Annotated in this window: 26 protein-coding genes; 7 read left to right on the top strand and 19 right to left on the bottom strand. The window is 72.3% G+C overall.

The window, feature by feature from the left end; translation table 11 throughout:
• Nucleotides 1–82: 82 nt before the first annotated feature.
• Complete coding sequence (locus FHX71_RS26530; protein ID WP_182620481.1) at nt 83–952, top strand: 1,4-dihydroxy-2-naphthoate polyprenyltransferase; 870 nt, start codon at nt 83–85, stop codon at nt 950–952.
• A gap of 78 nt (nt 953–1030) precedes the next feature.
• Here the strand turns inward: FHX71_RS26530 and FHX71_RS26525 are convergent, their stop codons facing one another.
• Nucleotides 1031–1312, bottom strand: coding sequence for a DUF4229 domain-containing protein (locus FHX71_RS26525; protein WP_182620480.1), 282 nt, complete (start codon nt 1310–1312; stop codon nt 1031–1033).
• A 121-nt stretch (nt 1313–1433) separates the two neighbouring features.
• On the opposite strand from FHX71_RS26525, the gene FHX71_RS26520 reads away from it, so the two are divergent.
• Complete coding sequence (locus tag FHX71_RS26520; RefSeq protein ID WP_246403561.1) at nt 1434–1823, top strand: PLDc N-terminal domain-containing protein; 390 nt, start codon at nt 1434–1436, stop codon at nt 1821–1823.
• Nucleotides 1824–1943: 120 nt separating this feature from the next.
• Here the strand turns inward: FHX71_RS26520 and ccsB are convergent, their stop codons facing one another.
• Genes ccsB through FHX71_RS26495 form a run of 5 tightly spaced genes read right to left on the bottom strand, consistent with a single transcriptional unit; the run spans nt 1944 to nt 6772 of the window.
• A complete protein-coding gene (gene ccsB, locus FHX71_RS26515; RefSeq protein ID WP_182620479.1) occupies nt 1944–2930 on the bottom strand; it encodes a c-type cytochrome biogenesis protein CcsB in 987 nt (328 codons plus the stop codon).
• A 2-nt stretch (nt 2931–2932) separates the two neighbouring features.
• On the bottom strand, nt 2933–4726 hold the full coding sequence (gene resB / locus FHX71_RS26510) for a cytochrome c biogenesis protein ResB (RefSeq protein WP_182620478.1): 1794 nt from the start codon (nt 4724–4726) through the stop codon (nt 2933–2935).
• Nucleotides 4726–5529 carry a cytochrome c biogenesis CcdA family protein gene (locus tag FHX71_RS26505; RefSeq protein ID WP_182620477.1) on the bottom strand — a complete coding sequence of 268 codons (804 nt, stop codon included), beginning with the start codon at nt 5527–5529 and terminating at the stop codon, nt 4726–4728. The genes resB and FHX71_RS26505 overlap by 1 nt, the downstream gene beginning before the upstream one ends.
• Entirely contained in the window at nt 5529–6125 is a 597-nt protein-coding gene (locus tag FHX71_RS26500; protein WP_182620476.1) for a TlpA family protein disulfide reductase, read from the bottom strand. The genes FHX71_RS26505 and FHX71_RS26500 overlap by 1 nt, the downstream gene beginning before the upstream one ends.
• Nucleotides 6125–6772 carry a histidine phosphatase family protein gene (locus FHX71_RS26495; protein ID WP_182620475.1) on the bottom strand — a complete coding sequence of 216 codons (648 nt, stop codon included), beginning with the start codon at nt 6770–6772 and terminating at the stop codon, nt 6125–6127. The genes FHX71_RS26500 and FHX71_RS26495 overlap by 1 nt, the downstream gene beginning before the upstream one ends.
• Nucleotides 6773–6919: 147 nt before the next feature.
• Here FHX71_RS26495 and aqpZ point away from each other — a divergent pair, with 147 nt between their 5' ends.
• Nucleotides 6920–7669: an aquaporin Z gene (aqpZ, locus tag FHX71_RS26490; RefSeq protein ID WP_246403560.1), complete on the top strand. Its 750-nt coding sequence runs from the start codon at nt 6920–6922 to the stop codon at nt 7667–7669.
• A 109-nt stretch (nt 7670–7778) separates the two neighbouring features.
• Here aqpZ and FHX71_RS26485 read toward each other — a convergent pair whose 3' ends face one another.
• On the bottom strand, nt 7779–8300 hold the full coding sequence (locus tag FHX71_RS26485; RefSeq protein WP_312877232.1) for a MarR family winged helix-turn-helix transcriptional regulator: 522 nt from the start codon (nt 8298–8300) through the stop codon (nt 7779–7781).
• 200 nt (nt 8301–8500) lie between these two features.
• Between FHX71_RS26485 and FHX71_RS26480 the strand changes: the two genes are divergently transcribed.
• Entirely contained in the window at nt 8501–9052 is a 552-nt protein-coding gene (locus tag FHX71_RS26480) for a YceI family protein (protein WP_182620474.1), read from the top strand.
• Nucleotides 9053–9142: 90 nt separating this feature from the next.
• Here FHX71_RS26480 and FHX71_RS26475 read toward each other — a convergent pair whose 3' ends face one another.
• The 4 genes from FHX71_RS26475 to FHX71_RS26460 are packed head-to-tail and all read right to left on the bottom strand — an operon-like array spanning nt 9143 to nt 11786.
• The gene (locus FHX71_RS26475; protein ID WP_182620473.1) at nt 9143–10117 is read right to left on the bottom strand and encodes a hypothetical protein; all 975 of its coding nucleotides are present in this window, start codon (nt 10115–10117) and stop codon (nt 9143–9145) included.
• A 26-nt stretch (nt 10118–10143) separates the two neighbouring features.
• A complete protein-coding gene (locus FHX71_RS26470) occupies nt 10144–10791 on the bottom strand; it encodes a redox-sensing transcriptional repressor Rex (protein ID WP_182620472.1) in 648 nt (215 codons plus the stop codon).
• Between the two features lie 60 nt (nt 10792–10851).
• Nucleotides 10852–11100 (bottom strand): glutaredoxin family protein, encoded by a 249-nt coding sequence (locus FHX71_RS26465; RefSeq protein ID WP_182620471.1) that lies wholly within the window; start codon nt 11098–11100, stop codon nt 10852–10854.
• A 14-nt stretch (nt 11101–11114) separates the two neighbouring features.
• Nucleotides 11115–11786, bottom strand: coding sequence for a Pr6Pr family membrane protein (locus tag FHX71_RS26460; RefSeq protein ID WP_182620470.1), 672 nt, complete (start codon nt 11784–11786; stop codon nt 11115–11117).
• Nucleotides 11787–11864: 78 nt separating this feature from the next.
• Between FHX71_RS26460 and FHX71_RS26455 the strand changes: the two genes are divergently transcribed.
• Nucleotides 11865–12659, top strand: a complete 795-nt coding sequence (locus tag FHX71_RS26455) for an HAD family hydrolase (protein ID WP_182620469.1) — start codon at nt 11865–11867, stop codon at nt 12657–12659.
• Here FHX71_RS26455 and FHX71_RS26450 read toward each other — a convergent pair.
• From FHX71_RS26450 to FHX71_RS26430, 5 genes are all read right to left on the bottom strand, one after another.
• Nucleotides 12656–13174, bottom strand: a complete 519-nt coding sequence (locus FHX71_RS26450) for an SRPBCC domain-containing protein (RefSeq protein ID WP_182620468.1) — start codon at nt 13172–13174, stop codon at nt 12656–12658. The two genes, FHX71_RS26455 and FHX71_RS26450, sit on opposite strands and share 4 nt — an antisense overlap.
• Nucleotides 13171–13497, bottom strand: coding sequence for an ArsR/SmtB family transcription factor (locus tag FHX71_RS26445; RefSeq protein ID WP_182620467.1), 327 nt, complete (start codon nt 13495–13497; stop codon nt 13171–13173). Before FHX71_RS26445 ends, FHX71_RS26450 begins: the two co-directional genes overlap by 4 nt.
• A gap of 111 nt (nt 13498–13608) precedes the next feature.
• Nucleotides 13609–13707 (bottom strand): 30S ribosomal protein bS22, encoded by a 99-nt coding sequence (locus FHX71_RS26440; protein ID WP_003792170.1) that lies wholly within the window; start codon nt 13705–13707, stop codon nt 13609–13611.
• Between the two features lie 222 nt (nt 13708–13929).
• Nucleotides 13930–14598 (bottom strand): potassium channel family protein, encoded by a 669-nt coding sequence (locus FHX71_RS26435; RefSeq protein ID WP_020016003.1) that lies wholly within the window; start codon nt 14596–14598, stop codon nt 13930–13932.
• A 161-nt stretch (nt 14599–14759) separates the two neighbouring features.
• Complete coding sequence (locus FHX71_RS26430) at nt 14760–16160, bottom strand: TrkH family potassium uptake protein (RefSeq protein ID WP_182620466.1); 1401 nt, start codon at nt 16158–16160, stop codon at nt 14760–14762.
• Nucleotides 16161–16335: 175 nt separating this feature from the next.
• Here FHX71_RS26430 and FHX71_RS26425 point away from each other — a divergent pair, with 175 nt between their 5' ends.
• Nucleotides 16336–16941 carry a hypothetical protein gene (locus FHX71_RS26425; protein ID WP_182620465.1) on the top strand — a complete coding sequence of 202 codons (606 nt, stop codon included), beginning with the start codon at nt 16336–16338 and terminating at the stop codon, nt 16939–16941.
• A gap of 183 nt (nt 16942–17124) precedes the next feature.
• Nucleotides 17125–18300 carry an acetoin utilization protein AcuC gene (locus tag FHX71_RS26420; protein WP_182620464.1) on the top strand — a complete coding sequence of 392 codons (1176 nt, stop codon included), beginning with the start codon at nt 17125–17127 and terminating at the stop codon, nt 18298–18300.
• 72 nt (nt 18301–18372) lie between these two features.
• Here FHX71_RS26420 and FHX71_RS26415 read toward each other — a convergent pair whose 3' ends face one another.
• From FHX71_RS26415 to FHX71_RS26405, 3 genes are read right to left on the bottom strand one after another with little or no spacing between them, the layout of a single operon-like run.
• On the bottom strand, nt 18373–19098 hold the full coding sequence (locus FHX71_RS26415) for an ABC transporter permease (RefSeq protein ID WP_182620463.1): 726 nt from the start codon (nt 19096–19098) through the stop codon (nt 18373–18375).
• Entirely contained in the window at nt 19095–19886 is a 792-nt protein-coding gene (locus tag FHX71_RS26410) for an ABC transporter ATP-binding protein (RefSeq protein WP_182620462.1), read from the bottom strand. Before FHX71_RS26410 ends, FHX71_RS26415 begins: the two co-directional genes overlap by 4 nt.
• Nucleotides 19887–19911: 25 nt before the next feature.
• Nucleotides 19912–20538 (bottom strand): TetR/AcrR family transcriptional regulator, encoded by a 627-nt coding sequence (locus FHX71_RS26405; RefSeq protein WP_182620461.1) that lies wholly within the window; start codon nt 20536–20538, stop codon nt 19912–19914.
• Nucleotides 20539–20573 lie beyond the last annotated feature (35 nt).

The raw sequence follows: 20573 nt of genomic DNA, 5'->3' as shown, positions 1-20573 counted from the left end.
CGTTCCTCCGCCAGGACCGGGCTCCGGCCCGGTGCCCGGCTTGCGAGAACCCAGGCACACCCCACGAACGAAGGACGCACTGATGGCCACTGCCGCCGAGTGGATCTCCGGGGCGCGGCCCCGCACGCTGCCGGCGGCGGCGGCCCCCGTCATGGTGGGCACCGGCGCGGCCGCGCAGGTGGACTCCTCCGCGTGGCTGCCGGCGCTGCTCGCGCTGGGCGTCGCGCTCGCGCTGCAGGTGGGCGTCAACTTCGCCAACGACTACTCCGACGGCGTGCGCGGTACCGACCTCGACCGCGTCGGCCCGATGCGGCTGACCGCGTCGGGGGCCGCGCCGCCCGCCGCGGTCAAGCGCGCGGCCTTCGCCGCGTTCGGCGTCGCGGCGGTCCTGGGCCTGGTGCTGTGCGCGGTCTCGGGGCACTGGTGGCTGCTCGCGGTCGGCGCGGTGAGCGTCGCCGCGGCCTGGTACTACACGGGCGGCAAGACGCCGTACGGGTACCGGGGCCTGGGCGAGATCGCCGTGTTCGTGTTCTTCGGCCTGGTCGCGGTGCTCGGCACCACGTACACGCAGGCCGACCGCATCACCTGGCCCTCGGTGCTGGGCGCCGTCGGCGTGGGCCTGATCGCGTGCGCGCTGCTCATGGTGAACAACCTGCGCGACATCCCCACGGACGTCCTGGCCGGCAAGCGCACCCTCGCCGTGCGGCTGGGCGACTACCGCGCGCGCCGCGCGTACATCGCGATGATCTGGACGCCGGTGATGCTGGGCGCGCTGTGCGTGTTCTGGGCGCCGTGGTCGCTCATCGTGCTGCTGCTGCTCGGCCCGGCGGCGCTGCTGTCGATCCCCATTCTCGCCGGGGCACGCGGCAAGCTGCTGATCCCGGTCCTGGCCGGCACGGGCCTGTACGAGCTGGGCTACGGCCTGCTGCTCTGGTTCGGCCTGTCCCTCTAGCTCCCCACCCACCCCGACGTGTCAGACGCTCAGGTCCCCCGGGGGACCTGAGCGTCTGACACGTACGGGAGGTGGGGGTCAGTCCGCGCGCAGCTTCTCGTCGACCTGCGCGTCCTCGTGGGCGGCGTCGGCGTCGATCTTCGGCGTGGCCGCCCGCCGGGCGGCGCGCTGCTCGGCGCGGCCCGCCATCCACTGCGTCGCGGCGTCGCGCGGCCTGCCCAGGGTCAGGTACGACACGGCCAGGGCGACCACCACGGCGACGACCGGCAGCAGCCAGCCGCGCAGGCCGACCAGGTACAGCACGCCGAGTGCCGCGCCGACGAGCGCGATACGGAGCAGGGTGTAGATCACGAGGGGCACCCACCCATGGTAGGCCGGGGCCCGGTCGCCGCCGGCACCACGGCGGCCGGTGGGGCGAGAACGGGGCGAACGTCACGTCAGGGGCTGCCCCGCCCACGCCAACCGCCCGTAGGCTGGGGGTATGTCGCGCGTACTCCTGATCTTGGTGATCGTCGGACTGATGGCCTACGCCCTGGCCGATGTCTGGGGCGCGGACGAGGACGAACGCGCAGGTCTGCCCCGGTGGCTCTGGGTGCTTCTGATCGTCCTCCTGCCCCTGCTCGGTCCGATCTCGTGGATCGTGGTGCGGGTCAGCCGCCGCTCCGGCGCCGGCCCCGCCTCGGGCCCCGGCTCCGGCGGCAGCCGCCCGAAGCCGCCCACGCGGCCCGGCCCGCGCCGCCCCTCCGGCCCGGTGGCCCCGGACGACGACCCGGAGTTCCTCTGGCTGCTGGAGCAGGAGAAGCGCAAGCGGGAGCGCGAGGCCCGCGGCCGCCAAGAGGCCAAGGACGACGACAGCACCGAGAGCAGCTGACGCCGACCGCACCGGTCAGAGCAACGACGTCGGGCACCGAATCCAGTGGATTCGGTGCCCGACGTCGTTGTGTGCGGCGGACCCGGTCAGGTAGCCGCGCCCCCGGTCACAGGCCCCAGGTCACAGCCCCGAGTAGGAGTGCTTCCCGTTGAAGATCAGGTTCACGCCGGTGAAGTTGAACAGCACACAGGCGTAGCCCGCCACGACGAACCAGGCCGCGCGGGACCCGGACCAGCCGCGCGTGGTGCGCGCGTGCAGGTAGGCCGCGTAGACCACCCAGACGATGAAGCTCCAGACCTCCTTGGGGTCCCAGCCCCAGTAGCGGCCCCAGGCGTCCTCGGCCCAGATGGCGCCGCCGATGAGCGTGAAGGTCCACAGCACGAACGCCACGGAGTTGAGGCGGAACGACAGCGACTCCAGGGACGACGGCGTCGGGGTGTGGTCCAGCCAGCCCCAGTGCCTGCTGCCGAGCACGGCCGAGCCGTTGTCCCGGGAGTCCCGCAGGAGCTGCAGCACCGACGTCACGAACGCGACGGTGAAGATGCCGGTCGCCACGATCGCGACGCCGACGTGGAGCACGAGCCAGTACTTCTGCAGCGCGGGCTGCACGCCCATGGCCTCGACGAAGAACTTCTCCTGCGCCAGCACCAGGAACAGCACGCTCAGCCCGGACACGAACGCGCCGAGGAACCGGACGTCGCGGCGCGTGTTGACGCCCACGAACACCGCGACGGCCACGAACGTGCCCACCAGGGCGAACTCGTACATGTTGGCCCACGGCGTGCGGCCTGCGGCGATACCGCGCAGCACGATCGCGACCAGCAGCAGCGCGGCCGCCAGCCAGCTCAGCGACATGCCGATCCCGGCGAGCTTGCGGCTCACGGGCCCGGGGACGGCGGCGGGCGCGTCGGCACCGTCGACCAGGCCGGGCACGTCGCCCGGCCCGCCCGCGGCGACGCCCACGCGTTCCTTGGTCCGGGCGGCGTCCCGCGCGTCGACCTTCGCGCCGGACAGGCGCGACAGGTCCACGGCGAACGCGATGAGCGCGATGGCGAGGGCCGTCGCCGCGCCCCAGACGAGCAGCACGCTCAGGTTTGCCAGCTCCATGTTCAGTCCTTTTCCGATCCGGTCTCGATGCGCGGTTCCTGAGCTTCTCGGCGGGCGGCCCCCGGTGCGGGCCCCGCCTCGGGCACGTCGGCCGCCCCCGGCACGGCGGCCAGCGCGCGGTCGACCTCGGCCTGGAGGCCGGCGTCGTCACCCCGGGCGAGTCCCGCCACCTCGACCACCGTAGCGTCGTCCGGCCCGGTGTACGCCCGGGCCCAGACGCGGCGCCGGGGCGTGAAGAGCGAGACGGTGAGCCCGGCGAGCGCGAGCAGCGAGAAGACGAGCACGAACGCCAGCGACGGGTCGTGCCGCAGGTCGAGCGCGACGTAGCGCGGAAGGTCCTCGCCGAGGGTCAGCGTGCCGAGCCCGTCCGGCAGGTCCACGGTCTCGCCGGGACGGGCCAGCACCTTGACGCGCTCGCCCGTGTCCTGCAGGGCCGGGGTGAGCGACGCGGTGTCCAGCTCGTACACGTTCTGCGGCGAGCCGTCGTCGAGGCCCAGGTCGCCCGTGTAGACCTCCAGCACGAGCAGGGGGTCGACGGGCTGCGGGAACGCGGAGCGGGCCGACCCGTCCTCGTTCACCTCCGCGGTGGGCAGGAAGTAGCCGACGAGCCCGATCTGGTCCAGCCCGGGCGACACGTCCGGCACCTTCACCACGCCGCGGGACGTGTACATCGTGTCCTCGGGGATGAACGTGACGCGTCCGGAGAAGGCGACCTCGCCCTCGGCGTCGTGCACGGTGATCTCGGGGGCGAAGCCGTTGCCCTGCAGGTAGATCTTGGCGCCGTCGACGACGATCGGGTGGTTCACCTTGATCTGCTCGGGCCGCTCGTCGCCGGACGGCTCGGCCACCGTCACGTGCGCCGTGAAGTCGCGGGCCTGGGCGAAGGCCACGGTGTCGCTCGCGAACTCCGACTCGAACCGGTCGAGCGTCATCGAGAACGGGACCAGGGACTCGGGGCGGAACCACGAGCCCTTCTCGAAGGTGTCGTAGTCGACGACGGCGTTGGCGAAGCCGCGGCCCTCGGTGACGATCGCCTGGCCGCGGTAGTGCAGCATCTGGCCCGTCGCCACGGAGACGAGCAGGCCCACGAGGGCCAGGTGGAACACGAGGTTGCCGCTCTCGCGCAGGTAGCCGCGCTCTGCGCTCACGGTGGCCGACGCCGGGCGGACGCCGCGGGCGGCCTCCGCACCCCGGTCCACCCGGAACGTGGGCAGCCAGGAGAACCGGCCGCGCAGGCGGGCGGCGACGGCGTCGGCCGCCTCCTCGGGCGAGGCGGTGCTGGTCGCGGTGGCCTTGGCCGGGAACCTGTTGAACCGGGACGGCACGCGCGGCGGGCGGCCGCGCAGCGCGCGGTAGTGCGCCGCAGACCGCGGCAGGATGCAGCCCACGAGCGAGACGAACAGCAGGATGTAGATCGCGGAGAACCAGACCGACGAGTAGACGTCGAAGAAGCCGGCCTTGTCGAGCCAGTCCCCCGCCGTCGGGTGGTCGGCGAGGTACTCGATGACGCCCGCCGCGTCCTGGTTGCGCTGCGGGAGCACCGACCCGGGCACGGCGGCGACGGCGAGCAGCATCAGCAGCATGAGCGCGACGCGCATGGAGGTGAGCTGGCGCCACATCCAGCGCAGCGTCCCGACCAGGCCGAGCGCGGGCGCGTTGGGGCGCTGCCCCTTGTTGTCCGACGACGGCGCGCCGGACGCCTGCTCGTTCGGCTCACCCTGGGTGAACTCGTCCGCGATGCCCTCGGGGACGTAGGTGCCTTCCCTGCTGTCGCTGCTGCGCGTGCGGCCGGCCATCAGATCACCGTCTCGAATCCACCGATCCAGAGCTGCATGGCCCCGGTGATCTTGGTCCACAGCCCGGTGACCAGCAGGAGCCCGACCAGCACGAGCATGCCGCCGCCGATGCGCAGCGCCGCGAGGCGGTGCTTGCGCAGGAAGTCCAGCATGCGCTCCGAGCTCTGCAGCCCGAGGGCGACGAGCAGGAAGGGCACGCCCAGGCCGATGCAGTAGGCGACGCCGAGCAGCGCGCCACGGCCCGCAGAGGCCTCGTCGATCGCGAGCGCCTGCACGGCGGCGAGGGTCGGGCCGATGCAGGGCGTCCAGCCCAGCCCGAAGACGATGCCGAGCAGCGGCGCGCCCCACAGTCCGGCGCGCGGCGTCAGGTGGAACCGGGCCTCGCGCTGCAGGAACGGGACGGCCCCGAGGAACCCGAGGCCGAGCAGGATCACCACGGCGCCGAGCACGCGGATGATCACGTCCTCCCAGCGCACCAGGTAGGCGCCCAGGCCGCCGAACGCGGCGCCGAACGAGACGAACACGGCGGTGAAGCCGAGCACGAACAGGGCGACCCCGCCGACCACGCGGCCGCGGGCGGGCTTGGTGCGGGTGCTCACGATCCCGGGGGTGGTGCCGGCCGAGGCGGCGGCCATGCTGCTCACGTACCCGACGTACCCGGGCACGAGCGGCAGCACGCAGGGCGAGGCGAAGGAGACGAAGCCGGCGAGCAGCGCGACGGGCACCGCCAGCAGCAGGGACCCGCTGAACGCGGTGCTCGCGAAGCCGCCGCCGACGGCGGTCGCGATCGAGCCGGCGAGCATCAGGCGGCCTCCGCCAGGACCTCGTCGATGAGGGCCTCCAGGGTGGACCCCTCGACCTGGCCGATGACGCGCGCGGCCACGTTGCCCTCCTGGTCCAGCACCACGGTGGACGGCACGGCCTGCAGCGGCACGACGCCGGACAGGCCCGCGATCACCTTGCCGGTGCGGTCCTCGATGCTGGGGTACGGCACCTCGAAGGTGCGCTCGAACGCCTGGGCGGCGCCGGCGTCGTCCTCGGTGTTGATGCCGAGGAACTGCACGCCGTCCTTCGACTCGGCGAGGCCCACCAGGTCGGGCGCCTCGGCGCGGCAGGGCGCGCAGGAGGCGTACCAGGTGTTCACGACCACGACGTCGCCGGCCCAGCCGGCGGTGTCGACGTCGTTGCCCTCGAAGTCGGTGCCCGTGATCGCGACGGGGCCCTTGCGCTCCCCGACGTCGTACGTCTGGACGGAACCGTCACCGGAGACGTACCCCTGCCCGACGACGTCGCCCGCGCCCGAGTCCTCGGGACTGCACGCGGCGAGCGAGGCGACCAGGCCGAGCACGATGCCGACGACCACTACCCACTGGACCGCCTTGACGGTCTTGCCCCGCATCACGCGCCGGCGACCTTGCTCGCGCCGTCGTAGAGCTCCGCGGCGGGCTCCGTGTAGTGCAGACCGACGAAGCGGTCGTCCTCGAAGTGCAGGGACGTCAGGGACGCGAGGTTGCACTGCCGGTTGCGCGGGTCGTGCCAGAGCGTCCCGCCCTCCAGGGCGCGGCGCGTGAGCCAGATCGGGAGCTGGTGGCTGACCAGCACGATCTCGTGGCCCTCGGCGGCGCGGCGCGCATCCTCGACGGCCAGGCGCATGCGCTCGACCTGCTCCGTGTAGGGCTCGCCCCACGACGGGCGAAACGGGTTCCACATGTGGGGCCAGTTGCGCGGGCTCTTCAGCGAACCGCTGCCCGAACCCGCGACCACGAGGCCCTCGAACCGGTTGGCGGCCTCGATGATGCGGTCGTCGGTGGTGAGCTCCAGGCCGAAGCCCTGGGCCACGGGGGCCGCCGTCTCCTGTGCGCGCTGCAGCGGGGAGGCGACCACGCGGGTCACGTCCCGGCCGGTGCTCGTGAGGTGGTCGGCGACGATCTTGGCCATCGCCTGGCCACGGTCGGACAGCCCGTATCCGGGCAGGCGCCCGTACAACAGGCCGTCGGGGTTGTACACCTCGCCGTGACGCAGCAGGTGAACCGTCGTGGAAACCATGACCCACAGTCTCCCATCCGACCCTGGGTGCCCGTGACCTCCAGCCAGTGTGCATTACGTCATCTCGCGCCGATCCGGTTTCGCGGATCTACATTCAGCGGAAAGGTTTCTTCACGAGACCTTCTCGCATCAGTAAGGGGGCTTCAGATGAGTGAGACTGCATCGCCGGCCATGTATGCCCGTCTGGCCGCGGAGGCGCTCGGCACGTTCGTGCTCGTGCTGGGCGGCTGCGGCACCGCGGTGTTCGCGGCCAACTTCCCCGACGCCGAGACCAACACCGTGGGTGTGGGGTTCCTCGGGGTCGCACTGGCCTTCGGCCTCACGGTCGTGGTCGGCGCGTTCGCGCTGGGCCCGATCTCCGGCGGGCACTTCAACCCCGCCGTGACCCTCGGCCTCGCGGCGGCGGGCCGGTTCTCGTGGAGCGACGTCGGCGGCTACGTCGTGGCGCAGGTCGTCGGCGGTGTGCTCGGGTCCAGCGTGCTGGCGCTGATCGCGCTCGGCGGGCCGAGCGGCTACTTCGCGGCGGCCCAGGAGTCCGGCTTCGCGGCCAACGGATTCGGCGAACACTCACCGGACGGGTTCGGCCTGGGCTCGGCGATGCTCACCGAGACCGTGCTGACCGGAGTCTTCCTGTTCGTCATCCTCGGCACGACGGCGCGGATCGCCGCCCCCGGGTTCGCGCCGCTGGCGATCGGCCTGACCCTCACGCTGATCCATCTGGTCTCGATCCCGGTCACCAACACGTCCGTGAACCCCGCCCGCTCGATCGCGACGGCGATCTACGCCGGCGGCTGGGCGTGGGGGCAGCTCTGGGTCTTCCTCGTGTTCCCGGTCCTGGGCGCGGTGCTCGCCGGGCTCGCGTACCGCCCGATGTTCAGCCGCGTGCTGACCGAGTAGGGCGACAGCTATCCCCACCACCCACGTGTCAGACGCACAGGTCACCCGAGGGACCTGTGCGTCTGACACGCGCCGCGCGCGCCGCGGGCGCTCCGCGCGCGGCGCGCGCTCAGTCGCAGAGGGCCGTGAGGCCTTCCTCGGTGCCGCCCGACACCTTCGAGGACGCCGCGACCTTGGCCATGATGCGGCCGAGGACCTCGAACTCCTCGGGTTCGAGCGCGTCCACCAGGATGCGGCGCACGGCTGCGACGTGCCCCGGCGCCGAGACCTCGAGCGCCGCGTAGCCCGCGTCGGTCATGGTGCAGTTCACCCCGCGACGGTCGCCCTCGGCCGCGCGCCGCTCCACGAGCCCGCGCGCCTCCATCCGCGCGACGGTGTGCGTCAGCCGGCTGCGCGACAGCACCAGGCCGTCCGCCAGCGTCGACATCCGCATCGTGCGCTCGGGCGCCTCCGAGAGCTGCACCAGCAGGCTGTACTCACCGAGCGACAGGTCGAGGGTCCGGTCGTGCACGGCGCCCAGCGCCTCCACGAACCGAGCGGTCCCCTCGAGATAGTGCCGCCAGGAGCCCTGTTGCTCCTCGGTCAGCCAGACGTCGGTTCCCTGGATCGTCTCCGCTGCCACTTCGCCCACCGCCTTCGTCCTCGCCGAGCTGCCGTGAGGGCGGTCCGGCACCCCGGTGCCGTTGTCGCTCCCCGACCCCGATGTGATCTGCGACGCTCCGGGCGCCCTCTAGGAATACGTTACGGGACCCGTTATGTTGGAACGCATCAGATCTAGTTGATCCCTCAACTATCTACCTCAACCGCCGCACCCACAAGGAGTCCACCCTCATGGCCACCCCGCTTCCCGCAGGTCTCACCGCCGGCGCCTACGACATCGACCCCTCGCACACCGCTGCCTCCTTCTCCGTCCGCCACGCCGGGATCGCGAAGGTGCGCGGCAGCATCACCGTCACCTCGGGCACCATCACGGTGGGCGAGGACCTGGAGTCGTCGAGCGTCACCGCCGAGCTGGACGCGGCCTCCGTGAGCACCGGCGACGCCGGTCGTGACGGCCACCTGAAGAGCGCCGACTTCTGGCACGCCGACGAGAAGCCGACCTGGACCTTCTCCTCGACGAGCATCAAGGCCGACGGTGACGACTACGTCATCCTGGGCGACCTGACCATCAACGGGATCACCAAGGGCGTCGAGCTCGAGACCGAGTTCACCGGCACCGCCAAGGACCCGTTCGGCAACAACCGCGCCGGCTTCGAGGCCAACCTCGAGGTCAACCGCAAGGACTTCGGCCTCACGTGGAACGCCACGCTGGAGACCGGTGGCTTCCTGGTGGGCGACAAGGTCAAGATCACGCTGGACGTCAGCGCGATCGCCAAGGGCTGAGCTCCGCCCCACCCTCGTCGCCGCACAGGCGGCGCTCCTGAAGACAGTTCAGCAGGCCCCTACCGACCACATCCACCCGGATGACGGCCGTCAGGGGCCTGCTGAACTGTCTTCAGGAGCAGGAGGCACACGGAGCACCAGCACGATCCAGGCCACGAACCACGGAACGGCCCAGACGGCGGACAACATCGCCGCGAGGTCCAGGCCGGCCGCCGAGACGAACCTCGCGACGCCCCCGACGTCGACGGTCGCGAGGACGAGCAGGACGGCGACGATCACCGCGACGGCCAAGGCCCCGCACCACAGGCCGAGCACCACCCCCCGGCTCCAGGAGCTCCCGCCGGGCCCGGGGTCCGGCGCGAACCGGTCCGCTCGCCGCAGGGCGATGACGAGCCCGACGCCGGCGACCACGCCCGACGCCACCACGACGGTCAGGATCACCCGGGCAGCGGATCGCGTCGCCGGGTCGCCATGGAGCATGCCGAAGACGATGAACCCGAGGGGTGCCAGGCCGACGACGGCCGCGCCCCACGTGACGCCGTTGCGGAGCCCCCACGGCAGCGTGACGAAGGTACGGGACCTCCCCGCGAAGAGCTCCTCGTCCGTGTGGTCCGGCGAGCCGCCGCCGCTCGCGGCCAGGACAGGGTCCGGCTGACCCGCTCCGAGGCGGGCGTCGGCACGGATCGCAGCGACGCGTGCCCGCCGGTCCGCGCGGGTCAGGTCCTCGCCCGCGAAGCTGACCAGCCGGCCCGTCCGATGGTCCACGTGCTCGACGTCGGCCGGGCCCGTTCCCGGGAGGAGCGTGGCGTACCCGGCCGCGTGCTCCCTGGCCGCCCGTGTCCCGGACATCGTGTCCAGAACGCGTCCTGCCAGCACCCCGAGCGCTCCGGGCAGGGCGACGACGGCGGCAAGGACCGGCTCGTCGGCAACCCACAACAGCACCAGACCCACCACGAGGCACCCCATGCCGATGCCCAGGAACCAGCCCCCCACGGCGGAGAGGCTGGACGCGGAGGCGCCGGACAGCGTTCTTCGCACGATCGTCGGGTGCCATTCGGTGGCCAAGCCGACCTCCCCCAGCCGGGTCCGGGTCAGAGGGCCGCAGCGCGTGTCGCCGCGTGGAAGGCCAGGATCTGCAGCTCGCCGCCGACGTCGACCGAGCGCACCACCACGTCGTCCGGCACCTGGAGCGCGATCGGCGCGAAGTTCAGGATCTCGCGGACGCCCGAGCCCACCACGGCGTCGGCCACGTCCTGGGCGCCGTGGCCCGGCAGGGCGAGCACGACCATGGAGACCCGCTCGCGCTCGATGACCTCGGCCACCTCGCGCACGTGCTCCACCATCACGCCGGCCACCCGCGTGCCGACGACGTCGGGCGAGGCGTCCAGCAGCGCGACGACCTGGAAGCCGCGCGTCGCGTACCCCGAGTAGTTCGCGAGCGCGTGCCCGAGGTTGCCGATGCCGACGATCGCCAGCCGGTGCTCCGTCTCGAGGCCCAGGGCGACCGTGATGTACGAGGCGAGCGACTCGACGTCGTACCCGACGCCGCGCGTGCCGAACGAACCCAGGTACGAGAGATCCTTGCGCAGCTGCGCCGAGCTCACGCCCGACCGCTCGGCGAGCTCCGTCGATGACGTGAGGTCCACGCCCTCGGCCGCCAGGTCGCGCAGGGCGCGCAGGTAGTACGGCAGCCTCCCTACGGTTGCTGCCGGGACTGTCCCGTCACTGAGCTCGACCACGTGCTGCTCCCCTCCCCGCGACCACTGTGTCGCGGGCGTACGCACACACTGCCTGGACGATCATGCCAGCAGGCGGGCCAGGCGCGCACCGTCCACGCGCCAGAAACCCTGCTGGACCCCGTCCACCTCCAGCACGGGGACGTACTCCCCGTACTTCTCGCGCAGCGCGGGCGCACTGTCGATGTCCACCTCTTGCCACCGAGCCCCCGAACTCTCGCACACCTGCACGACCACGGCACGTGCGTCCTCGCACAGGTGGCACGCGTCGCGCGTGTAGAGAACGACCCGGGTGTCGGCGGCAGTGGTCACGCCCCGAGGTTACGTCACGCGCGGGGCACCGGACGCTTGGTGTCCGGCAGCCGCCCGTCCGCCCACCGCACGCCCCAGGCCAGGAGCAGGAAGACGACCGCGACGACCGCGGAGTTGGTCACCGCGCCGGCGTAGCCGAGCTCGGTCACGTCCAGGAACGGGTACGGGTACCAGCCCGTCACGGCGCCCCGGACGAACGTGTAGACCAGCCACGCTATCGGGTAGACGACCGACCACCACACCGTCGACCCCGTCACCCGGGGCCGCGGGCCGACGAGCAGCCAGGCGACGACGGCGAACACCGGCGCCAGGACGTGCAGCATCACGTTCGACACCATCCCCGCACCCGTCAGCTCCACCAGCCCGCGCAGCACCGTGTTGTAGACGATTCCGGTCACCGCGATGCAGAGCAGCGCGTCCAGGCGCAGCACCCGGAACACCGGCCCGTCCCGGCGCGGGTCCAGCGCCAGCGCCAGCGACACCCCACCGATCAGCAGGTTCGACTGGATCGTGAAGTAGCTGAAGAGCCGGACGATCCGCTCGGCGTGGGTGGGCGCGGTACCGGCGCCTCCCGTGATGGCCACCACCAGCTCGATACCGAAGCCGCCGAGGGCCAGCACGGCGACCAGCAGGTGCAGGAACCGGGCGAGCGTGGCGCCCTCGGAGAGCCGGATGTTCTGCGTCACTCCCCGGTTCTACCAGCGGTTCCGCCCCGGTGCCCGACGAGGACTTGCGTCCCCTGGCACGCGGATAGAGTGACCTCCATGCCGTCGACGCACCCCTCGTCCGCCACCGCGGCGTTCTTCGACGTCGACAACACGATCATCCGCGGTGCGAGCGCCTTTCACCTGGCCAAGTCGGCGTACCAGCGCAAGTTCTTCGGTACGCGGGACATCCTCCGGTTCGCCCTGATCCAGGCGCGCTACCTGCTCTGGGGCGAGAACCGGGAGGAGATCGACCAGGTGCGCGACCGAGCCCTCTCGCTCATCGCCGGCCGCAGCGTCGCGGAGATCGCCACCCTCGGCGAGGAGGTGTGGGACGCCGTCCTGTCCCTGCGGATCTACCCCGGTACCCGCCGCCTGCTCGACGAGCACATCGCCGCCGGCCACCAGGTGTGGCTGGTGACCGCCACGCCCGTCGAGATCGCACAGCTCATCGCCCGCCGCCTCGGCGCCACGGGCGGGCTCGGCACCGTCGCCGAGCACAAGGACGGCTTCTACACCGGCCGGCTCAAGGGCGACCTGATGCACGGCCAGGCCAAGGCCGACGCCATCGTGGCGCTCGCGGAGGTCCAGGACATCGACCTGGACGAGAGCTACGCCTACGGCGACTCGCTCAACGACCTGCCGATGATGCGGTCCGTGGGGCACCCCTGCCCCATCAACCCGGACCTGCGGCTGCGCCGGCACGCGCAGGAGGTCGGCTGGCCCATCCGCGAGTTCCGCGGGCGGTCGCAGCGCGCGGCCGGTCGCGGGGTGCGGACGGCGTCGTGGGCGGGGGCGGCCTGGGTGCTCGGCCTGGTCCTCCGCGCGGCCCGACGGCGCCTGCGGGGCCACTAGCCGAGCAGGGCCTCGTACTGCTCGCGGTACCCGGCCCAGCCGTGCCGCTCGGCGTCGCCGCCGTGCAGGCGCGGGGGTGTGTCGCCGTCCAGGAGCATCATCAGCGCCGACCAGCACAGGTGCCAGCCCGCGCCGTAGGAGGGGGCCGGGTTGCGGTCGTCGAAGCGGTGCGTGAAGTGCAGCAGGGTCCCGGCCTCGGTGGCCGCGAGGCGGTAGGTGAGCTCCTGGCCGCCCCAGTCGAGCACGAGCAGGTGGGGCGGCTCGACCCGGACCACCCGCGCGGGCTCGGGCTCCTCCGTGTCGTCGCCGTTGTCCGCGAGCACCACCGGGCCTACGGCGGTCAGCTCGCGGTCGGGCCGGTACGGCGCCCAGTGCACGACGTCGGCGGGCCGGGTCAGGGCCGCCCACACCCCCTCGACGGGATGGGCCAGCTCCCGCTCCATCGTGAGCACGTACGCGTCCCCGTCCGGGGCGAGGGAAGCGTCGACGGGGTGCTCGGGCAGGTTGTCGCTCATGAGTCGTCCTCCGTGGTGGGTGCCGTGGCGTCGAGGTGCCGTTCGAGGGCGTCGAGCGCGCTGCCCCACCGCGCGCGGTGGGGTGCCAGCCAGGCCTCGACGTCGGCGAGGGGTGCGTTGGTGAGGCGGTAGACACGTCGTGCGCCCTCGATCCGGACGTCGACCAGGCCCGCCTCCCGCAGCACCCGCAGGTGCTTGGACACGTTGGGCTGCGCCATCCCGAGGTCACCGACCAGCTCGTTCACGCCCTGCTCGCCCTCCAGCAGGAGGTCGAGGATCTGGCGCCGCGACGAGTCGGCGAGCACGGTGAAGCCATCAGCCATGACCCCATATTCCCTCGGAGGAATATGCCTGTCAAGGCATATCCCTCCGACGAAGAAGGCCCGGCCCCCGAGGGGCCGGGCCTGCTCGTCACGCGCCCGACGGCGCGCGCGTCACTTCTTGTTGCGGCGCTGGTGGCGCGTCTTGCGAAGCAGCTTGCGGTGCTTCTTCTTGGCCATGCGCTTGCGGCGCTTCTTGATGACGGAGCCCATAGGTCCTCACAATGTTCGGTCGGTCGGTCGGCGGCGGCCCGACGACGGGCCGCGCGGCGAAATGGTCCACGGTTGGTCCGGGACAGTGACGCCATAGTGACGATGGCCGACCAACACGAAAAGGAGTCCGCTACCTAGGCTACCTGTTCTCCCGCGCCGCCCGTAATCGACGGGGGTGTGAGGTGCGCCGGAACGGCCGCCGGGCCGGCCCGGCGCACCCGGTCACGGCCTGGCCGCGAAGCGCTCCAGCAGGTCGGCGTGGCCCGAGCAGACGAGCAGGTCGTTGGCGGAGACGCGGGTCTCCGGCGTCGCGTAGACGAAGTCCACGCCGGGCGACTTCACGCCGATCACGGTGATGCCGTACCGCTTGCGGATGTTCGACTGCGCGAGCGTGAAGCCCTGCGCCTCCCGGGGCGGGCGCATCTTCACGATGGTGAAGCCGTCCTCGACCTCGATGTAGTCGAGCAGCTTGCCGCTCACGAGGTGGGCGACGCGCGAACCGGCGTCGGCCTCGGGGAAGACGACGTGGTGGGCGCCGATGCGGGTCAGTATGCGGCCGTGCTCGGCGGAGATCGCCTTGGCCCAGATCTGGGGCGTGCCGAGGTCCACCAGGTTGCCGGTGATCAGCACGGACGCCTCCAGCGAGGAGCCGACGCCCACGACCGCGACGCCGAAGTCCTTGGCGCCGAGCTGCTCCAGCGCGTCCGGGTTGGACGCGTCGGCCTCGACCAGCGGCAGGCGCCCCGACCACTGGGCCACCAGCGTGGGGTCCTGCTCGACGGCGAGCACGTCCTGGCCCAGCCGGTCCAGGGTCGCGCCGATCGCCGACCCGAACCTGCCCAGGCCGATCACGAGCACACCCGCGTCCCGCTCGGGTTTCTTCTCCGGCACGGTAGTCCTCTCTTCCACGTGTCAGACGCACAGATCACCATAGTGACCTGTGCGTCTGACACGTCGGGCTGTCAGCCGATGTTGTCTGTCGCGTGAGACCTGCGTTCCGTTCCGGGCGCGTGCCTCGTTCCTCGGCCCCCACCCTGCACTGCACTCCGGCCTCACCCGATGATGGGGCGTTCCTCCGGGAACCTTATGATGCGCCGCCGGTCGCGCAGGGCCAGCACCGCGACGACGGTCACGGCGCCGGTGCGCCCCACGAACATCAGGGCGGCCAGCACGTACTTCCCGGCGTCGGGCAGGTCGTACGTGATGCCGGTCGTGAGGCCGACCGTCGCGAACGCCGACAGCACCTCGAACAGCACCTTGGACAGGGGGAGGTCGGTGAGCTGCAGCAGCGCGACGCACGAGACCAGCACGATGCTCGCGCCCGTGAACACGACCGCGATCGAGAGCCGCAGCACGTCGCGCGGGATCCGGCGGCCGAACGCCTCGATGTCCCGGTCGCCCCGCGCCTCGGCGATGATCGCCAGCAGCATGACGGCGAGGGTCGTCACCTTGATACCGCCGGCCGTCGACGCCGAGCCGCCGCCCACGAACATCAGCGCGTCCGTGATGAGCCAGCTCGACTCGTGCATCGCGCCGATGTCCACGGTGCTGAACCCGCCCGAGCGCGGCATGATCCCGGCGAACAGGCCGGCCAGCAGCTTGTCCCCCAGGCTCAGCGGGCCGAAGGTCCTGGGGTTGGTCCACTCTAGGACCAGCAGCAGCAGCGCGCCCGCGACGAGTAGTGCGGCGCTGGTCACGAGCGTCAGCTTGCTGTGCAGCGAGAGCCGCTTGGTCCAGCCGCGCCAGCGGTGGCCCGGCCGGGGCAGCGCCCGCTGCAGGTTGAGGATCACGGGGAACCCGAGCGCGCCGATGAAGACGCCGAGCGCGATGGGCAGCAGGAGCGACCAGTCGCCGACGTGCGGCATCAGGCCGTCCTCCGTCGGCACGAACCCCGCGTTGTTGAAGGCGGAGATCCCGTAGAACAGGGAGTGCCAGGCCGCCGTGCCCACGTTGTCCTCGAGGATCAGGAAGCGCGGGAAGAGCAGCAGCGCGATCGACAGCTCGAGCGTGGTCGCGGTGATGATGATGACGCGGACCAGGGAGCCGACGTCGCCCAGCCGGCTCGTCTTGGTCTCCGACGCGGTGAGCAGCTTCTGCGTGAGCCCGATCTTGCGCGACACCATCATGCCGAGCAGCGAGGCGACGGTCATGATGCCGAAGCCGCCCACCTTGATGCCCGCGAGGATGACGACCTGGCCGTAGAACGACCAGTACGTCGCCGTGTCCTGGACCACGAGCCCCGTCACGCAGACGGCGGAGACCGCGGTGAACAGCGCGTCGACGAAGCTCGCGCCCTCGCCGTCGGCGGTCGCGAACGGCACCAGCAGCAGGATCGCGAACAGCCCGATGACACCCGCGAAGACGGTGACGGCCAGGCGCGCCGGGGCACGGAACGCCAGCTCGTCCACCAGCTCCCGGAGGCCGAACAGCCTGTGCCGGAAGATCGGCGGCATCCGACCTGCTCCCTCCGCTGCGTCCCGATGATCGACGCCTTACTCTGCCACGCCTGGGGACCCACGCCGGTCAGAAACCCTCTCGTGACGCGGTACTCACCCTCAGGATGTCCGTTGCGTATAAGCAACGCGATCTGAGCGCGCATGATCGTGTTCGCTGCGGCATGATCCACCGGTGAAAGAGGAGCACCGCCAGGCCGACGAGTTCGTGCTGCACGCCTGGGTGGACGAGTCGATGCAGATGCCGAGCCAGCAACGAGCCGGCCTCTACCTGCTGGCGGCGGCGGTCGCCAGCCCCGCGGCCTGCGACCCCATGCGCGCAGACCTGTGCGACCTGCTGCTCAAGGGAACGCGACGGCTCCACTGGCGGGACGAGTCCGGGCCGCGCCGCGCCAAGATCGCGGCCACCATCGCGACCCATGACCTGGTGCACGTCGTGGTGGTCGGGACGCCGATCGACCCGAAGCGGCAGGAACGCGCTCGCCGCCAGTGCCTGGAGCGGCTCGTCTTCGAGCTGGATGCCCTGGCCGTCTCGCAGGTCTGGCTCGAGTCCCGCACCCAGTCCCTGAACGAGCGCGACAGGCGGATGTTCGCGGCGCTGCACGCCAAGCACGTGATGCCCACCGATCTCCACATCGACTTCGCGCTGCCGACCGACGAACCGATGCTCTGGGTAGCCGATGCCGTCGCCGGGGCGGTCGGGCAGGCGCGCCGAGGGGCCGCCCTCGACGTCCGCGAGACGCTCGGTCACGGGATCGACGAGATCGACATCCCGCTCTGAGCACGCGGGAACCTCCGAGCGCTCAAGAGCGCCCGGGTACGCGAAAGCCGGGATCCCGTCGTCCGGCGGGAGTTCCCGGCTTCACTTCCTGTCCCCCCGCAGGGGGTGGCGCCTCCAGGGTACCGCCCGCACCCGTTCTGGGCCACGGCGACCCGGCCCGGCCAGGTCCGTTACCGTGGGCGGGTGCACCTCGCCCGGCTGGTCTGGAGTCCGCGACTCCTCGAGTACGACTTCGGCCCCGGGCACCCCATGTCGCCCGCCCGCCTCGACCTGACGATGCGGCTCATCGAGACGCTCGGCCTGCTCGACCGGCCCGAGCTGGAGGTGGTCGACGCCGAGCCGGCGACCGACGACGTCATCGAGACGGTGCACGACCCCGAGTACGTGGCCGCCGTCCGGCACGCGGGGACCACGCTGGAACCCGACCTGATGCGCGGCCTGGGCACCGACGACGACCCGCTGTTCCTCGGCATGCACGAGGCCGCGGCGCGGCAGCTCGGCGGGTCCGTCGCGCTGGCCGACGCCCTGTGGCGCGGCGAGATCACGCACGGCGTGAACGTCGCGGGCGGCATGCACCACGCGATGCCGGGCGCGGCGTCGGGCTTCTGCGTCTACAACGACGCGGCCGCGGCGATCCGGCGCCTCCTCGACCTCGGCGCGGAGCGGGTCGCCTACCTGGACTTCGACGCGCACCACGGCGACGGCGTCGAGGCGATTTTCTGGGACGACCCGCGCGTCCTGACCGTCTCGATCCACGAGGACGGTCGCACCCTCTTCCCCGGCACGGGCGCCTCGTCCGACGTCGGCATGCCCGGCCCGGCCGAGGGCACCGCCGTCAACATCCCGGTCCCGGCGCGCACCAGGGGCGCGGCGTGGCTGCGGGCCATCGACGCCGTCGTGCCCGCGCTGGTGCGGGAGCACCGCCCGCAGGCGATCGTCTCCCAGCACGGCTGCGACGCCCACGGGCGCGACCCGCTCTCCAACCTGAACGTCTCCGTGGACGCGCAGACCACCGCGCAGCAGTGGGCGCACGCACTCGCGCACGAGCACGCCGACGGCCGCTGGCTCGCCCTGGGCGGCGGCGGCTACGCCGTGTCCGACGTCGTCCCGCTGGCCTGGACGGCGCTCGTGGCCGAGGCCGCGCACGCACCCCTGGAGCGCGGGGCCGAGCTGCCCGCCTCGTGGCGCGACGCCGTCGAGGCCCTGGACCTGGAGGCCGCGCACACGCTCGGCACGGCCGAGGTCCCGTTCCGGAGCTGGCGCGAGGGCTACGACCCCGCGGACGCCGTCGACCGCGCGGTCCAGGCGACCCGGCGCGCGGTCTTCCCCCTCTGGGGCCTGGACCCGCTGCTCGACTGACCGGCGCCAAGCCGATCACGTGTCAGACGCACAGGTCCCCCCGGTGACCTGTGCGTCTGACACGTAGTGGGCTCACGCCGTCCGACGGCGGAGCGTGGCTACTCCCAGCACGACCGCACCCACGATGAACAGGGCGATCACCCCGACGGCGCCGCGCACGCCCGACCAGTCCTCGCCCGCGGCGAGCGACGTCATCGCCTCGATGGCATAGGTGAGCGGGAAGGCCCGGGACAGCCACTCCAGGACCTCGGGCATCTGGTCGCGCGGCATGAGCAGGCCGCAGGTGATGAGCTGCGGGAACAGGATGGCGGGCATCATCTGCACCGCCTGGAACTCGCTGCGGGCCAGCGCGGAGGCGGCCAGGCCGAGGGTGCAGCCGAGGATCGCGTCGAGCAGCGCCACCACGACGACGAGCCACAGCGGACCGGCCACGTCCATGCCGACCAGCACGGCGAAGCCGACGACGACGCCCGCCTGCACGAGCGCGAGCGTGGCGAACGCGAGCCCGTAGCCGGCCACGAAGTCGCCCTTGCGGATCGGCGTCGTCATGAGCCGCTCCAGCGTGCCGGACTGCCGCTCGCGCAGCGTCGCGACGCTCGTGACCAGGAACATCACGATCAGCGGGAACAGGCCAACGAGCATGGGGCCGAACTGGTCGAGCACCTGGGGCTGGTCGTGGAACATCCAGGCGATGAGCCCGATGAGCAGGCAGGGCAGCAACAGGATCAGCGCCACCGTGCGGTGGTCGCCGCGGAGCTGGGACAGCACGCGGCCGGTGGTGGCGAGGGTCAGGGTCATCGCGCGGTCTCCTCGTGCGTCGGGGTGGCGGGGGCACCGGGCCGGCCGCCGGAGTCAGCGGCGGCGGCGACGTCGGCCGCGTCGATCAGGGCGAGGAACGCCCGCTCGGCGTCGGGCGCCCCGGTGCTGGTGAGCAGCTCGTCGGGGGTGGTGTCCGCGACGAGGCTCCCGGCCCGCATGAGGAGCAGGCGGTCGCACTGCGTGGCCTCGTCCATCACGTGGCTGGAGACGAGGAGCGTGCGGCCGTCGGCCGCGAGCCGCCGGAAGACGGTCCACAGGTCGCGGCGCAGGACGGGGTCGAGGCCGACGGTCGGCTCGTCGAGGACGAGCAGCTCGGGGTCGCTGACCAGCGCAGCGGCCAGCGAGACGCGCGACCGCTCGCCGCCGGACAGCGTGCCGACGCGCTGCTTCTCGTGCCCGCCGAGGTCGACGGTCGCCACGGCCGAGGCGACGGCCTTCGCCGGGGCAGGGACGCCCGCGAGCGCCGCGAAGTACCGCAGGTTCTGGGCGACGGTGAGGTCGGTGTAGACGCTGGCGTCCTGGGTCATGTAGCCGACCTTGCGGCGCAGGGCGGGGCTGCCGGCGGCGGCGTCGAGCACATGGACGGTGCCGGTGACCTTGTCCTGGACGCCGACGACGGTCCGCATGAGCGTCGTCTTGCCGGAGCCGGAGGGGCCGAGGAGCCCGACGACCGAACCCGCGGGCACGTCGAGGTCGAGCCCGTCGATGATCGGCCTGCCGCCGCGGACGACCCGCAGGTCCCGGATGACGACCGCGTTTTTCCTCATGTGAGGAATTGTGCTCCTGCGGCGTCTACCGCGCAAGACCCCCGGCGTCGGGCAGGGGGCCGGTGAGGTAGCGCTGCAGGGTGGGGCCCACGAGGCGGGCGACGTCGGCCGGGGCGAGCGAGGCGAGCGGGTCCACGGGGATCAGGTACCGGGTGAGCAGCACCCCCGACATCTGGGAGGCGACGAGCGCGGTGCGCAGCGGGGCGTCGGGTACGTCGAGGGCGCGCATCACGGGCGCCAGGATCGCCGCGCCGATGAACTGCGGCAGCAGGCCGCGCAGCTCGGCGTCGGACATGACGGCCGGGATGACCACGCGGACGGTGTCCCCGCCGTCGAAGTCCCAGATGCCGATCACCGCCTCCGCGAGGCGCTCCCCCAGCGACTCCACGGGGCCGGCCGACACGCGCTCGACCACCCGGTCGGGCTCGATCCCCGCGACCCCGAGGGTCGCCGTCAGGAGGCGCGCCTTGTCGGGGAACCAGTGCCGCACCGTGCCGGGGTCCACGCCGGCCCGCCGCGCGACGGCGCGGAGGGAGGCCGCCTGGTACCCGTTCTCCACGAACTCGTCGCGGGCGGCGGCCAGGATCTCGGCGCGGGCGTCCTGCCCGGCGGGACGGCGGCCGCGGCGGGACACGGGTGCGGGTTCGGCCATCCCGCCATTCTCGCCCACCCCCGCCGTCGAGCCCG

It is taken from the genome of Promicromonospora sukumoe (genome assembly GCF_014137995.1).
Lineage (GTDB): Bacteria > Actinomycetota > Actinomycetes > Actinomycetales > Cellulomonadaceae > Promicromonospora > Promicromonospora sukumoe.
The sequence above is the reverse complement of the archived record's forward strand: the minus strand, read 5'-3'. Positions and strand labels throughout refer to the sequence as shown.